Genomic DNA, 14,203 nt, shown 5'->3' with positions numbered 1-14,203 from the left:
CGTACAGGTAAAGGTGCACATCGCACAGCACATCACCACGTGCAGATCCGAGGCGGCGAGGGCGGGTTCGGGGCTTTCCACATCGCAGCGGTCTTGGCGGCCGCGTAGGGAACAGCCGTCCCGGCGGGACGGTTGCATCGATTACTTGGACCAAGACGTATTCCCGCAGGAGGACTGTTCCATGACTGACCGGCCCTTGACGCTCATGGCCGTACACGCCCACCCCGACGACGAGGCCACCGGAACCGGAGGGGTCCTCGCGCGGTACGCGGCGGAGGGCATCCGCACGGTTCTCGTGACGTGTACCGACGGCGGTTGCGGTGACGGACCGGGGGGTGTCAAGCCGGGCGATCCCGGGCACGATCCGGCGGCCGTCGCCTTGATGCGCCGTCAAGAACTCAAGGCCAGCTGTGACGTTCTGAAGATCAGCGATCTGGAGATGCTGGACTATCCCGACTCCGGGATGACGGGCTGGCCGAGCAACGACGACCCCGGGTCCTTCTGGCAGACCCCCGTGGAGGAAGGCGCCGCCCGGCTCGCGGAACTCATGCGGCACTACCGCCCCGATGTGGTCGTCACCTACGACGAGAACGGCTTCTACGGCCACCCCGACCATATCCAGGCCCACCGCATCACGATGGCGGCGCTGGAGATGACCACGCTGACCCCGAAGGTGTACTGGACCACGATGCCGCACTCGACGATGCGGCGGTTCGGGGAGACCATGCGCGAGTTCGATGAGGACATGCCGGAGCCGGACCCTGCCGAGGCCGCCGCGTTGGCCGAGATCGGCCTCCCCGACGATGAGATCACCACGTGGGTGGACACCACCGCGTTCAGCGGTCAGAAGTTCGACGCGCTGGCCGCGCACGCCAGTCAGGGCGAGAACATCTTCTTCCTCAAGATGGGCAAGGAGAGGTTCGGCGAGTTGATGGGCATGGAGACCTACCTGCGGGTCAAGGACGCCACCGGCGCCGCCGTACCCGAGAACGACCTCTTCGCCGGGCTGCGCTGATCCGCCCCGCCCCGCCCTCGGCAACGGTCTACGGCTGCTCGGTGGGCTGCTGGGCGGCCTCGTGTGCGCCAGCGCTGACCAGCCCCGTTTCGTAGGCGGCGATCACGGCCTGGACGCGGTCGCGGAGTCCGAGTTTGGCGAGGATGCGGGCGACGTGCGTTTTGACGGTCGTCTCGGCCAGGTGGAGGCGGGTGGCGAGTTCGGCGTTGCTCAGTCCTCGGGCCAGCAGGCCGAGGACCTCCAGTTCGCGCGGCGTGAGCGAGGCGAGGTCGCGGTGGAGGGCGGCGGTGTCGCCGCCGCGCTGGGTGAACCTCTGCACGAGGCGGCGGGTGATGGCGGGCGCGAGGAGGGCGTCGCCGGTACGGACCGTGCGGACGGCCGCGGTCAGTTGCTCGGGGGTGACGTCCTTGAGGAGGAAGCCGCTGGCCCCGGCGGACAGGGCCGCGTAGACGTACCGGTCGAGGTCGAAGGTGGTCAGGATGATGACGCGGGGTGTGCCGGGGCCATGGGCGTGGGCGTGGGCGCCGGTGAGGATGCGGCGGGTGGCCTCCAGGCCGTCCATCTCGGGCATCCGGATGTCCATCAGGACCACGTCGGGCCGGGTGCGGCGGACCGCTTCGACCGCTTCGGTTCCGTTGGTCGCCTCGGCGACGACGTCGATGCCGTCGGCGCTGAGGATCATCCGGAATCCGGTGCGGACCAGGGTCTGGTCATCGGCGAGGAGCACACGCGGCGGCGGCTCGGTCACGGTGTCTCCAAGGGGATCAGGGCCTCCACACGGAAGCCGCCGGTCAGGCGCTGTCCGGTGTTCAGGGTTCCGTCGTACACGGCGAGGCGTTCGCGCAGGCCGATCAGGCCCCGGCCGCTTCCGGTGCCCGCGCCCGGGTGTCCACCGGTGTCGGTGACTTCCACTCGGAGCCGTTCCGGGCCGTATTCGACGGTCACGGCGGCGGTGGCGCCCACGGCGTGCTTCACGGTGTTGGTCAGGGCTTCCTGGACCACGCGGTAGGCGGCGAGTTCGAGGCCGGGCGGGAGGGGGCGGGGCGGGCCGGTCACGGTCAGGCCGACGGGCAGTCCGGTGTCCCGGACCCGTCCGACCAGCGTTTCCAGCTGGTCCAGGCCGGGTTGCGGGGCCAGCTCCGCCGCCGTATCGGCCAGGTCCGCGTCCGCCTCCGTCCCCTCGCCCTGGTCGGCCATGGTGAGCAGGCCCATGACGTGGCGCAGCTCGGTCATGGCCGCCCTTCCGCCCGCCTCGACGGCGAGCAGTGCCTCGCCTGCCTGCTCGGGGGAGGTTTTCATGATCTTGCGGGCGGCGCCCGCCTGAATGATCATCACGCTGACGTTGTGGGTGACGACGTCGTGCAGTTCGCGGGCGATCCTGGCCCGCTCGTGCTCCACGGCCCGGCGCAGCGCCTCGGCCTGTTCGCGCTCCAGGGCGGAGAGCCGGATGCGGCCCTCGTCGGTGCGGAGTTTCCAGGTGCGCAGGCCGACGGCGGCCACGGCCATCGGGACCAGGATCAGCAGGGCGATGTAGTTGTTGGGGACGATCGGTGTCACCGAGTTCCCCGAGGTGCCGACCAGGACGACCGACACCGGCAGCGCCGTCAGGGTCGCCACCCGGTACGGGCTGTACACGGCGGCGCTGTAGACGGCGATGACGAACGCGTAGAAGGTCAGCCGCATGACGCTCTCCGGTGTCGCCAGGGTCGCGGCCGTCACGACGCACAGCACGGCGAGCGGGTACCGGCGGCGCAGCGCCAGGGCCCCCGAGGCGATGACCGCGAGGGACACCATGAAGACCAGGCCGCCGGGGCCGGACGGGCGCGGCGCCATGTGCTCCACGCCGGGTGCGATCTCCCGCCTCACGACCACGCCGACGTTGTCGACGCCGTAGTAGACGGTGGCGATGCCGAGTGCCAGTGCCACCAGCGCGTCGAACTGCCAGGCCCGCCGGGTGGGCCGCAGTGCTGGACCGCTCGGCAGCCCGGCGTCGCGGACCGTCCGGCGGGCGGCTTCCCGCAGCCGCTCCAGCGTCGTACGTAAGGCCGTCACCGGTTCATTGTCGCCGCCGCGCGGACCTGCGGAGTCCGTCCCGGTGGTCATTCCCGGCGCCCCGGATACATCGCCCGACTACATCGCAGGGATGACGTTTCCGGGGCTCATCCCGGCGCGTTACCGCAAAGAGTCCGGGCGGGCGACGCGCGCGGGCCGGGCCCGCTCCTAGCGTTCTCGCAAGCCAACCGCCCGTACCCGAGGAGCCTTCTCATGGCCATGCCGGTGATCGAACTGCGCGAGGTGAGCCGCCGATACGACGACGGCCCGCCCGCTCTGCACGGGGCGTCGCTGACCGTGCGGCGCGGCGAGGCCGTCGCGATCCTCGGCCCTTCCGGCAGCGGCAAGTCCACGCTGCTCCATCTGATCGCGGGCCTGGACCGGCCCGATACGGGGACCGTCACCGTGGACGGGCTTCGGGTGGACCGGCTGGGCGAAGCCGCGTTGGCGCTCTACCGGCGGTCGAAGATCGGCATGGTCTTCCAGTTCTTCAACCTGCTCGACGATCTGACCGTCACCGACAATGTGGCCCTGCCCGCGCGCCTCGCGGGTATGGCACGTGGGGTGGCGGACCGCCGGGCGGCGGTACTCCTGGAACTGCTGGGCATCGACCGGCACGCCCGCGCCTACCCGGGGCGGCTGTCCGGCGGCGAGCGGCAGCGCGTCGCGGTGGCCCGGGCGTTGATGAACCGGCCCGCGCTGCTCCTGGCCGACGAGCCGACCGGGGCCCTGGACACGGCCGCAGGACAGGACGTCAGCAGGCTGCTCACCGCCCTCAACGCCGAGGGCCAGACCATCGTCGTGGTCACCCACGACCTGGAGTTGGCCCGGTCCTGCACGAACCGTACGGTCCGGATCGCCGACGGCCGGATCACCGAAGACGTCGTCCGGTCGGAGGCCGTCGGCCCGGAGGCCGCCGCTTCGGAGGCCGTCCGATGAGCGCGCTCGGCAAGGTGGTGCGCTCGGGGGTGGGGCGACGCCGGGTGCGGACGCTGGTGATCGGGCTCGCCACGATGATGGCGGTGGCCGCCTCCGTCCTCGGCGGGTCGCTGCTCGTGGTGTCCGGCGCGCCCTTCGACGACGCCTTCGCGGAGCAGCACGGCGCGCATCTGTCCGTGCGGTTCGACGCGGGCAAGGTGGGTGCCGGGCAGCTGTCGAAGTCCAGGGACGCCGAAGGGGTGAGCGCCGCGGCCGGGCCGTTCCGTACGGCGACGGTCACCCCACGGTCGGACGGGGGCCCCGAGTGGCCGATGACCGTGGTCGGCCGGGGCGATCCGGGGCGGGACGTGGACGAGGTGGCGCTGATCGACGGGCGGTGGCCCACGCGCTCCGGCGAGATCGTGCTGTCCGCCAACGCCTCGCTCTTCCCGAGGATGGGCATGAGGCTCACCTTCCCCGATCTGCCCGGCCGTCCGGCGCTGACGGTGGTCGGTGTGGCCAGATCGGTCACCCAGACCGCCGACGCCTGGGTGGTTCCGTCCCAGATGCCCGCGCTCACCGCACCCGGCAGCGGCGGCTACCAGATGCTCTACCGCTTCACCGACGCGGGCACCGCCGCGCGGATCACCGAAGGCGGCGAGGCCGTGACGGAGTCCCTGCCGCCGGGAGGGGCCGTCGGCGAACAGTCCTGGCTCACCGTCAGGAAGAGCGCCGAGCGTGACACCGCCGTCTACGTCCCGTTCCTCATCGCGTTCGGCGCTCTGGGGTTGGTCATGTCGGCGCTCATCGTCGGCAACGTCGTCGCGTCGGCCGTCGGCACGGCGACGCGCCGCATCGGCATCCTCAAGGCCGTCGGCTTCACCCCGGCCCAGGTCGTGCGGGCCTACGTGGGCCAGGCGCTGATCCCGGCCGCCGCCGGTACGGTCCTCGGTGTCCTCGCCGGTCATCTGCTCGCCGTCCCCGTCATGGCCGAGACCGAGCAGGTCTACGGCACCTCGTCCCTGGCCGTCGCCCCCTGGGTCGATCTGGCGGTGATCGCCGGGGTGCTCGGCCTGGTGGCGGTGACCGCGTGGGCGAGTGCCTGGCGGGCCGGCCGGCTGCGTACGGTCGACGCGCTCGCCGTCGGGCGCACCGCCGGGGCGGGGCGCGGCCGGTGGGCGGCCCGCCTGGCCGGACGGCTGCCGCTGCCGCAGCCGGTCGCCCTGGGCCTGGCCCGGCCCTTCGCGCGGCCCGCCCGCGCGCTGGCCATGGGCACGGCGATCCTGTTCGGCGCCATCGCCGTCACGTTCACCGTGGGGATGGGCGCCTCGCTCGGCCAGGTGATGAAGGCCAAGGCCCATGACGCCGCCGATGTCACGGTGCCCGCGCCGCTGCCGGACTTCGGGCCCCCGGGGCGTGCTCTGGAGAAGCGGCCCAAGGCCGATCCCGCCGCAGTCGCCGCGGCCATCGAGGCCGCCGACGGAACCGGGAAGTACTACCGCACCGCGACGGTACGGGCGACCGTGTCCGGCCTGACCGGCACCGTCGACGTGAACGCCTTCACCGGCGACGCCTCCTGGGGCGGTTACACGATGGTCTCGGGCCGCTGGTTCGACAGGCCCGGCGAGGCCGTGGTCCCGACCCCCTTCCTGGCCGCCACCGGCACCCGCGTCGGCGACACCGTCACGCTCAACGGCCTGGCCAAGCCGGTCACGGTCCGGATCGTCGGCGAGGTCCTCGACCCCCGTAACGACGGCATGCAGGTCTTCACCGGCGCCTCGACCCTCACGGCCGCACACCCCGACCTGACGGAGACGAGCCATCACATCGCGGTCACGTCAGGCACCGACCTGACCGGCTACGTCACCGCGCTGAACAGGGACCTGGCGCCCCTGGGCGCCACCGCTCAGGTCGGCGGGCCCGGCGCCGGTGGAGACATGGTCGGCACGCTCATCGCGCTGTCCGGGATCCTCACGCTGATGCTCGTCGCCGTCGCCGCGCTCGGCGTGCTGAACAGCGTGCTGCTCGACACCCGCGAGCGCGTCCGGGAGATCGGTGTCCACAAGGCGCTCGGCATGACTCCCCGGCAGACCGTCGCGATGGTCCTCACCTCGGTCGTCGTGACCGGACTCGTCGCGGGTGCTCTGGGCGTGCCGCTCGGTGTGGCCCTGCACGGCTGGGTCCTCCCCGCGATGGGCGACAGCGTGGGGCTCCGCTTCCCCCGTTCCGTCAGCGCCGTCTACCACGGGGCCGAACTGCTCCCGCTCGCTCTCGGCGGCCTGCTCATCGCCACCCTGGGTGCGCTTCTGCCCGCCGGGTGGGCCGCCAGGACCCGAACGGCCACGGCCCTGCGCACCGAATAGGACGTCATGGGACGTCGCAGGCTCTGCCCGCGGCCGCGATCTCGTCGGATGTGCGGGGGTCGCCGAGGAAGGCCCCGAGGGCGGAGCTGAGCTGCTGGATCTCCGCATGCGTGTTGTAGTAGTGGACGGACGCCCGCAGCGTCTGCTCCAGCTTGCGGTCCTCCATGTCGACGCAGGCCGTATTCGATCTCGACACCCACAGGTTGACGTCGGAGCGGTGCATCGCCTGTCGGATCTCGTCGGGCTCGTGGCCGTCGACGGTGAAACCGACGATGCCGGCCAGCTCCCCGTCCTCGTCCACCCGCTCGAGCAGCTGGACGCCGGGGAGGGCGTGCAGTTCGCGACGGAGTGTCCGGCCCAGTTCGGCGATACGCGCCCAGCTCGCCTCGATCCCGGTCTCCAGCGCGTAGCTGAGGGCGGCGCCGAGGCCGACCCGGGCCACGGCGTTCACCTCCCAGGTCTCGAACCGCTTGGCGCCCGGGGCGATCGCGTAGCGGCCGCCGCCGAGCCAGCACGCGCCGTCCAGGCCGACCATCAGCGGATCGACGTTCTCAGCGGCCCGCGGGCTCATGTACAGCAGCCCGGTGCCGCGCGGGCCCCGCAGGTACTTGCGGCCGCAGGCGGAGAGGAAGTCGCAGCCCACCTCCTTCACATCGATCGGTAAGTGTCCGATCGACTGGCAGGCGTCCACCAGGTACAGGGCGCCGGTCTCCCGGACCGCGGCGCCGATCTCGGCGATCGGGTTGACGATGCCGGAATGGCTCGGCACGTGGGTCATCACCACGGCCTTCACCCGGTCGTCCAGCATCGCCCGCAGGGCGGCCACGTCGACGCGGCCGAACTCGTCGTTCGGCAGCACCTCGACGACGGCCCCGGCGCGGCGCGCCACGTGCAGCAGGGAGAGGTAGTTGCTCCCGTACTCGACGGAGGACGCGAGTATGCGGTCCCCCGACTGGAAGGGAATGGAGTAGAAGGCCAGGCTCCAGGCGCGGGTGGCGCTGTCGGTGATGGCGATGTCGCCCGGCTCGCAGCCCAGGATCTCCGCGGCGGCGGCATAGGGCAGGTTCAGCGCCTCCTCCTGGATCTCGGCGGCCTCGTACCCGCCGCGCCGCGCCTCCAGCTCTAAGTGCTCCGTCATCGCCCGCACCACGGGGGCGGGCATGAGCGCGGCACCGGCGTTGTTGAGGTGGGTCACGCTCTCGACCCCGGGCGTCTCCTTGCGCCGGAGCTCTACGTCCAGGTCTTGAGCTCCAACGGCTTTCACAGGATCAGCTCCGGATTTTCTGGCGTTGGGACACATACACGGATCCTCGAAACGGCTAGGGGGTGAGAAGGGTTCGGGTAAACGGTCCGCGAACGATTCCCGCGAATGCCCGGGGATCGGGATTCTCTTTCCCGGCGGTTTTCCGGCAGCCGTCCGGCGGTTTTCCGGCAGCGGTGGTCGGCAGGAAAACGGGCCGCCCACGGGCATGACGAATTCGGCACCTCGGCGCACACCCGGATCAGGGCGGGACGGGCTCGGCGGCAGCCTGCCGCCGAGCACCGCCCAGGTGGTAGCGGGATGCGGTGGGTCCCGGTCCGGTCAGTCCTTCAGGTGGCCGCTGACGATCTCGGCGACCTGGCGGAGCACGCGCGGACTACTGAGCATCTCCTCGTGTACGCAGCCCAGTTCGTGGCGGACGATCTCGCCCGCGACGTACGGCTCCCAGGCCTCGCTGGAGGCCGCCTCGGCCACCGGGCTGGGGTCGGCGGCGAAGAAGTGCATGGTGCCGCTGTACTTCTCGGGCCGGTGCTCCCGCCACGCGCCGAGGTCGGTCAGCATGGTCCCGACGAAGGTCTCGGCCGCGCTCTTCCGGCCCCGCCAGGCGTAGTTCGTGGCCATGTCGGCGAACTCGGCGACATCCTCGTAGCGGAGGGGACGCTCGTAGTCGGCGAGGTCCTTGCCGTTGATCCGGAGGATCAGTTCGATGAGGCCCTGCTCGTCCCGGTCCTCCTTCTCCGTGAGGTGCGGGTCGATGTTGAAGACCCCGAGGAACTCGACCTCCTCACCGCGCTTCTGGAACTCGGCGGCGACGGCGTGGGCCAGGATGCCGCCGAAGGACCAGCCCAGGAGGCGGTACGGGCCGCTGGCCTGCACGCCGCTGATGCGGTCGGCGTAGTCCGCCGCCATGGCAGCGATGGTGTCGACGGGCGTGTCGAACTCCTGGAAGGTGTGCGACTGGAGGCCGTAGATCGGGTAGTCCAGGCTGAAGTGCTGGGCGAGGACGCCGTAGCACCAGGCCGTGCCGCCGAGATGGCGCATGCAGAACAACGGCCGCGCGTCGCCCTTGGTCATCAGCGGCAGCAGGACGTCGAAGGAGTCCTGCGGCTCCTCGCCGGTCAGCCGCCGGGACAGCTCGGCCGGCGTCGGGGACTCCACGAGCATCCGGATCGGGAGGTCCAGGTCCATTTCGGAGCGCACCCGCGCCAGCAGCCGTGCCGCGAGCACCGAGGAGCCGCCGAGGTCGAAGAAGCTGTCGCGCGGGCCCACTTGCTCGACTCCGAGTACCTCGGCGAAGAGCCGGCTGAGCATCAGCTCCGACTGCGTGAGGTGGGTCTCGACCATGGCGGTCTGCTCGACGACGGGGGCCGGGAGGGCCTTGCGGTCGATCTTCGCGTGCGGGGTGAGCGGGAACTCGTCCAGGGCGACCACGGCGGACGGCACCATGTACAGCGGCAGCGTGTCCGCCACGGACGTCCGCAACGTCGCGGTGTCGGGCGCGCGGCCGGGCGCGGGCGTCACATAGGCCACCAGGCGCCGGTCGCCCGGCCGGTCCTCGCGGACCGTCGCGACCGCTTGGGCGACGTCCTCGGAGCGTTCCAGGGCGGCCTCGACCTCGCCGAGTTCCAGCCGGAAGCCGTGCAGCTTGACCTGGTGGTCCGTGCGGCCGATGTACACCACGGAGCCGTCCGGGCGCATCCGCACCAGGTCGCCCGTGCGGTACATCAGGGCCTTACCGCTGCCGTCGCCGTGGCCGTCACCGAACCCGTCGGGCAGGAAGCGTTCGGCGGTCAGTTCCGGCCGGTTGAGGTAGCCGCGGCCGACACCCGCGCCCGCGATGAACAGCTCGCCCTCGGCGCCGGTCTCGACGGGCGCCAGCTCCTCGTCGAGGACGTACAGGCGGGTGTTGCGCAGGGGACTGCCGATGACGGGTGCGTCCTCGGGCGCGGTGATCGGATGCATCGTCGACCACACGGTGGTCTCCGTGGGCGCGTACCCCTGGACCATCTCGGCGCCGAGGTCCAGCAGCGTCGCCGCCAGCTTCTCCGAGAACGCCTCTCCGCCGATGACGATGCGCAGGCCGCGCAGCGCCTCGGGGCTGACCGTGGCCAGCATGTGCCAGTGGGTCGGGGTGGCCTGGGCCAGGTCGATCTTCCGGCGGACGATCAGATCGCCCAGTTCCCTCGGGTCCTGCCCGGTGGCCCGGGGCGCGATGATCGCGCAGGCACCGGTGTAGTACGGGAAGAACAGCTCGGGCACCGACATGTCGAAGGTGGCGGTGGTGACCGACAGCATGCGGTCACCGGGCCCCAGCGAGAACAGTTCCCGCATCGCCTCCATCAGGTTGTGCAGAGCGCGTACGGGGATCTCGACGCCCTTGGGAGTGCCGGTGGAACCCGACGTGTAGATGACGTACGCGAGGTCCTCGGGGTTCGGCGGGGCGGTCCGCTCGTCGTCCGTCAGATGCCCGGCGGGCAGCGCGGCCAGCGTGTCGGCCGTCGCGGGGTCGTCCAGCACGATGCGCGGAACGCCCAGGTCAGAGCGGTCCGCGTCGATGTGTGACGACGTCACCAGGGCGACCGCGGCGGCGTCGCGGACCTGGAAGGCCAGCCGCTCGTGGGGGTACTCGGGGTCGAGCGCGAGGTACGCTCCGCCCGCCTTGAGCACCGCCAGCAGCGTCACCAGCAGGTCCGTGGAACGGGGCAGCATCACCGCGACGACACGGTCGGGCCCCACCCCCCGGGCGACCAGGTGACGGGCGAGCCGGTTGGCCCGCTCGTGCGCCTCCTGGTACGTCAGCTCCTCCCCCTCGCATTCGAGGGCGGGGCGGTCCGCGACCGCGTCGGCCCGCTCCTCCAGCGCCTTGACCAGCATTCATATCTCCACAGGGTCGTATGGATTCTCGTCTCGGTGCCGGTCAGACGGCCGGTATGCGCATCCAGCGGTGCCAGAACGGCCGCCAGCCGTGGCGGTGCCAGAACGGCATGGAGATCGGGTTGAACATCGCGTGGTAGCCGACCGCCGCGCCGATGCCCATGGCGTTCATCTCGGTGTGCGCGTGGTTGGACATGGAGGTGCCGATGCCCAGGCTGCGGTACTCCTCCTTGACGGCCGTGCCGACCAGGTGGGCGACCGGCGAGGTGGCGATCTTCGTCGCGAGCCATGCCTGTTGCGGTTCGGAGGGCTCCTGGCCCCGGTGCACCCCGACGATCTTGTCCTGGTACTCGGCGACCCAGACCAGCGGATCGGGGCCCGCCATCTGCTCGACGATCTCGGCGCGCAGCAGCGCCTCGGTGTTGGGGCGCTCGACGGCGCCGCTGACGGCGGCGTCGTACCGGGTCTCCACCATCTGCAGCTCGCACACCTCCTCGGTGTCCTCGACGGTTGCCCGGCGCACCCGGACGTTGCCCGGCTCGGGCATCAGCGCGGTGTCCTTGAGCTGCCCGATCATCACGAACTCGGGGACGAAGCCGAAGGAACGGAGGACCCGGGTCATGACGACGTCCCGGCTGGGCCACTCGACGGCGGCCATGGAGTCCGCGCCGGGGCGCTCCGCGTGGTCCTTCATGTGCTGGTTGCACCGCGTCAGCAGGGCGGCCATCTCGTCGGGCCCGGAGACCCGGGGCTCCAGCTCCCAGCGGTCCAGCGGGCCGAGCACCGCCTCCAGCGAGTCGACCTTGACCTGGGTGTGGGTCAGCAGCCCGTACGCGCCGTCGGCCTCCAGCAGTTCCTGGCCGTCGGCGGGCTCCGGCAGCGGGGCGGCCTCCGGAATCCACCGGTCGACGGGCCGCAGCCGGTCGCGGTGTGCGGTGAGTACGGATTCCGCCGTCTGTCCCTGGGGCATAGTGTCCTGTCCTCGGCTTTCCATCGGGTCGGTCCGCTGCGAAGTCGCGCGGGCGGCTCCGTGTTGTCGAATCGCTTCCACAATCGAGATTCGGCCCGTTCAACAACAGGAGCCTGCTCAAAGCGCACTTTGCCCGTTACGGGACCTGGGGAAGTGCCCTTTCTAGCACGGGCCCGAGCGCGCCTACACCAGCAATTGATATGGCTGCCATCACAAGGGTCACATAGGGGGATAGCAAGGGGGAATGACAACGCGTCAAGCACGCGTTAGCGTGCGCTATAGCGAGTGCGCCGGACGGTTCCCCCGCCGGCACGGGCCCTGGGGGCGTGGTGCGCACTGCTCCCTGGAGTTCGTGCGGTTCGCCGTTGCCACGGCCACTGACCGGCCATGCGAGGCATCGCCGCCAGGAATCCGCCTTGGACCACACCCGCCGGATTCAGGAACTGCTTTCCGGCCGTATGATCCCGACCATAGATGAGTAGGCCCGGCTGGCGGGCTGGTCAACAGCAGCCTGCGAGGCCGTCCGGGGCGGCGAGCAGAGTCCTTCTGCCTGGCTGATATCGGACTGCTGCTTGTCCTGATGTGCCCTGGATAATTTCTGTCATCGTCGTCGCGCGCTGTCGGCGCTGCGCTTCATTGCACTCAGAGATGGCCATTCACGCTCATGGAACGGTTCTGCACCCTTTCCTGATCAAGCGAAGACATCCTGGGAGACATACGTGAGAAAGCTGAAGCTGGGCAGGAGACCCGCCCGGATGGCGTCCGCGCTGGCGGTCGGTCTGCTGATGGTGACCGGCCTGTCGGCCACGTCGGCCACGTCGGCCAACGCGGCGTCGTCCTCGGCCAGTGCCGCGCCCGAACTGGGCGTTCGGTTCTACCCCGACGGGAACGGCCAGTGCGACGGGCCGGCGAACCCGCCGGAGCGGTGGGTCACCGCGCCCGACTGGACCACTGCCATCCGTCTGGACACCGACAATCGCGCGGGCGGCTGTCAGCTGGCCTTCGGCATCTACGATCCGTCGAACTCGCTCGCGGGCCTGAACGCCACCTACACCTGGGAGGCGGAGCCCGGCAGCGACGACAGCCAGTGCCAGAACGGGGGCACGAAGACGATCCCGATCAAGCCGTTCAAGACGTTCGGCGACCTCATCCGGGTCGACACCGACGGCCGTGCGGGCTGGTGCAACCTCACCTTCGCCCTGTCCGGTCGCTCGGACATCGGCCTCGACGTGCAGTTCTACGGCGACGGCGGCGCCGACGCGGGGGGACAGTGCAAGAACTACCGCCCCAAGGACACCTACGACACGGCCTATGAGGGCCACCCCGTGACGGTGAGCGACGACACCGACGGCCGCGCCGGGGGCTGTTATCTGTCGCTCCGCCTGAACCGCCTGTTCTAGATCTGGTCGTTGCTCCCTGCCCTCCGGCCCGCGCGGCCGGAGGGCATCGTTGCCGAGGGACATCGCGTCGCCTATCTGTGTCCCACGCGGCAGCTCGCCGTGCGGACGGCGCAGAAGCTGGACGACGCGCACGCGGCCGAGGTGTACGTTTCCAAGCCGTGGAGACTGCGCCCCGGCCCGGCGGAGTTGGCCCGCCGCGCGGTGGCGCGCGCGGCGCGGCTCAGCGGGCGCTGCGCAGCGCCTGTACGGTACCGGCCAGTTCCGGGGTGGTTCCGGCGGTGTTCAGTGCCGCGCTGAGGACCTCGGAGTAGGTGCCGCGCGCGTCGGCGTAGCGCTGCCTGCCGTCGTCGGTGATGACCGCGTAGACACCGCGCTTGTCGTCGGGGCACAGGTCACGGAAGGCGAACCCGGCCGAGAAGAGGCGGCCTACCAGCCGGGTCACCGAGCTTTGCCCGAGGCCGAAGCTGATGCTCCACCTGTGCGTGCAGGGTGAGGATCCGGCCCCACATGGCCTGGTCGGACGAGGCGGCCGCCCGTGCACTGGCTCTACCTCGCCATCGCCGTCATCTTCGAGATCACCGTCGCCATCGCAGCCGGTAAGGCCGCGGGCTCCACCAACCGCCAGTGGACCATCGCGACCCTGGTCAGCGGTGCCATCGCGACCTACTTTCTCAGCAAGGCGCTGCTCACCTTCGACGTCGGCGTCGGCTACGCCCTCTGGACGTCCGTTGCCGGTATCGGCATCACCGTTCTCGGTGCGAGCCTTTTCGGCCAGCGCCTGAACTGGCGGAAGGCGCTGGGCATCGCCGTCGTCATCGCCGGGGTCGTCGGCCTCCAGCTCAGCGGTGGCGCCTGAGCCTCCCGCCACCACCTGACTCATCCCCGCGAACTCCCGCGCACTCCCGCGAATTCCCGCGAATTCCCGCGAATTCCCGCGAATTCCCGAGAAAGGACTCACGGACATGTCCAACCCCAGCAACAACCCGGCTCAGGCCTGGCTCATGCTCCTCCTCGCCGGAGGGTTCGAGGTCGGCTACGCGCTCTCCGTCGGCGGCAGCGAGGGCTTCACCCGTCTGACGTGGTCGCTGGTCGCTGTCGTGTTCTTCCTGCTGACCCTCTACGCGCTGAGCGTGGCGCTGCGCACCATCGACGTCGGCATCGGCTACGCCGTCTGGGCGGGCATCGGCGCGGTCGGCGCGGCGGTCCTCGGCCCGGCCTTCTTCGACGAGACGCTCACCGGGGCCAAGGCCCTGTGGCTGGGCGTCATCATCGCCGGAGTGGTCTGGCTCAAGCTCGCCGACCGTACGGAGAACACCGAGGAGCCGGTGGCGGCGCCGTAGCGGTTCGGCG

12 protein-coding genes are annotated in these 14,203 nt (G+C 70.8%); 6 read left to right on the top strand and 6 right to left on the bottom strand.

Going from position 1 to position 14,203, the window contains the following annotated elements:
- Nucleotides 1–181: 181 nt before the first annotated feature.
- Nucleotides 182–1,015 (top strand): PIG-L family deacetylase, encoded by an 834-nt coding sequence (locus tag ACFV9T_RS00435; protein ID WP_385435852.1) that lies wholly within the window; start codon nt 182–184, stop codon nt 1,013–1,015.
- Nucleotides 1,016–1,043: 28 nt separating this feature from the next.
- Here ACFV9T_RS00435 and ACFV9T_RS00430 read toward each other — a convergent pair whose 3' ends face one another.
- Entirely contained in the window at nt 1,044–1,763 is a 720-nt protein-coding gene (locus tag ACFV9T_RS00430) for a response regulator (RefSeq protein WP_385435851.1), read from the bottom strand.
- Nucleotides 1,760–3,118, bottom strand: coding sequence for a sensor histidine kinase (locus ACFV9T_RS00425; protein WP_385435850.1), 1,359 nt, complete (start codon nt 3,116–3,118; stop codon nt 1,760–1,762). Before ACFV9T_RS00425 ends, ACFV9T_RS00430 begins: the two co-directional genes overlap by 4 nt.
- 162 nt (nt 3,119–3,280) lie before the next feature.
- Here ACFV9T_RS00425 and ACFV9T_RS00420 point away from each other — a divergent pair, with 162 nt between their 5' ends.
- Together ACFV9T_RS00420 and ACFV9T_RS00415 are read left to right on the top strand one after the other, a co-directional pair.
- A complete protein-coding gene (locus ACFV9T_RS00420) occupies nt 3,281–4,006 on the top strand; it encodes an ABC transporter ATP-binding protein (RefSeq protein WP_385435849.1) in 726 nt (241 codons plus the stop codon).
- Nucleotides 4,003–6,348: an ABC transporter permease gene (locus ACFV9T_RS00415; RefSeq protein ID WP_385435848.1), complete on the top strand. Its 2,346-nt coding sequence runs from the start codon at nt 4,003–4,005 to the stop codon at nt 6,346–6,348. The genes ACFV9T_RS00420 and ACFV9T_RS00415 overlap by 4 nt, the downstream gene beginning before the upstream one ends.
- Nucleotides 6,349–6,352: 4 nt before the next feature.
- Here the strand turns inward: ACFV9T_RS00415 and ACFV9T_RS00410 are convergent, their stop codons facing one another.
- From ACFV9T_RS00410 to ACFV9T_RS00400, 3 genes are all read right to left on the bottom strand, one after another.
- Nucleotides 6,353–7,612 (bottom strand): aminotransferase class V-fold PLP-dependent enzyme, encoded by a 1,260-nt coding sequence (locus ACFV9T_RS00410; protein ID WP_385435847.1) that lies wholly within the window; start codon nt 7,610–7,612, stop codon nt 6,353–6,355.
- A 318-nt stretch (nt 7,613–7,930) separates the two neighbouring features.
- On the bottom strand, nt 7,931–10,483 hold the full coding sequence (locus ACFV9T_RS00405) for an amino acid adenylation domain-containing protein (RefSeq protein WP_385435846.1): 2,553 nt from the start codon (nt 10,481–10,483) through the stop codon (nt 7,931–7,933).
- A gap of 43 nt (nt 10,484–10,526) precedes the next feature.
- On the bottom strand, nt 10,527–11,453 hold the full coding sequence (locus ACFV9T_RS00400) for a GNAT family N-acetyltransferase (protein WP_385435845.1): 927 nt from the start codon (nt 11,451–11,453) through the stop codon (nt 10,527–10,529).
- A 719-nt stretch (nt 11,454–12,172) separates the two neighbouring features.
- On the opposite strand from ACFV9T_RS00400, the gene ACFV9T_RS00395 reads away from it, so the two are divergent.
- Nucleotides 12,173–12,853 (top strand): hypothetical protein, encoded by a 681-nt coding sequence (locus tag ACFV9T_RS00395; protein WP_385435844.1) that lies wholly within the window; start codon nt 12,173–12,175, stop codon nt 12,851–12,853.
- A 220-nt stretch (nt 12,854–13,073) separates the two neighbouring features.
- On the opposite strand, the gene ACFV9T_RS00390 is transcribed toward ACFV9T_RS00395, so the two are convergent.
- Nucleotides 13,074–13,295, bottom strand: coding sequence for a hypothetical protein (locus tag ACFV9T_RS00390; RefSeq protein ID WP_385435843.1), 222 nt, complete (start codon nt 13,293–13,295; stop codon nt 13,074–13,076).
- Nucleotides 13,296–13,388: 93 nt separating this feature from the next.
- On the opposite strand from ACFV9T_RS00390, the gene ACFV9T_RS00385 reads away from it, so the two are divergent.
- Entirely contained in the window at nt 13,389–13,709 is a 321-nt protein-coding gene (locus tag ACFV9T_RS00385; RefSeq protein ID WP_385435842.1) for a DMT family transporter, read from the top strand.
- A gap of 106 nt (nt 13,710–13,815) precedes the next feature.
- Nucleotides 13,816–14,193, top strand: a complete 378-nt coding sequence (locus ACFV9T_RS00380; protein ID WP_385435841.1) for a DMT family transporter — start codon at nt 13,816–13,818, stop codon at nt 14,191–14,193.
- Nucleotides 14,194–14,203 lie beyond the last annotated feature (10 nt).

The organism is Streptomyces sp. NPDC059850 (assembly GCF_042731515.1).
Lineage (GTDB): Bacteria > Actinomycetota > Actinomycetes > Streptomycetales > Streptomycetaceae > Streptomyces.
The sequence above is the reverse complement of the archived record's forward strand: the minus strand, read 5'-3'. Positions and strand labels throughout refer to the sequence as shown.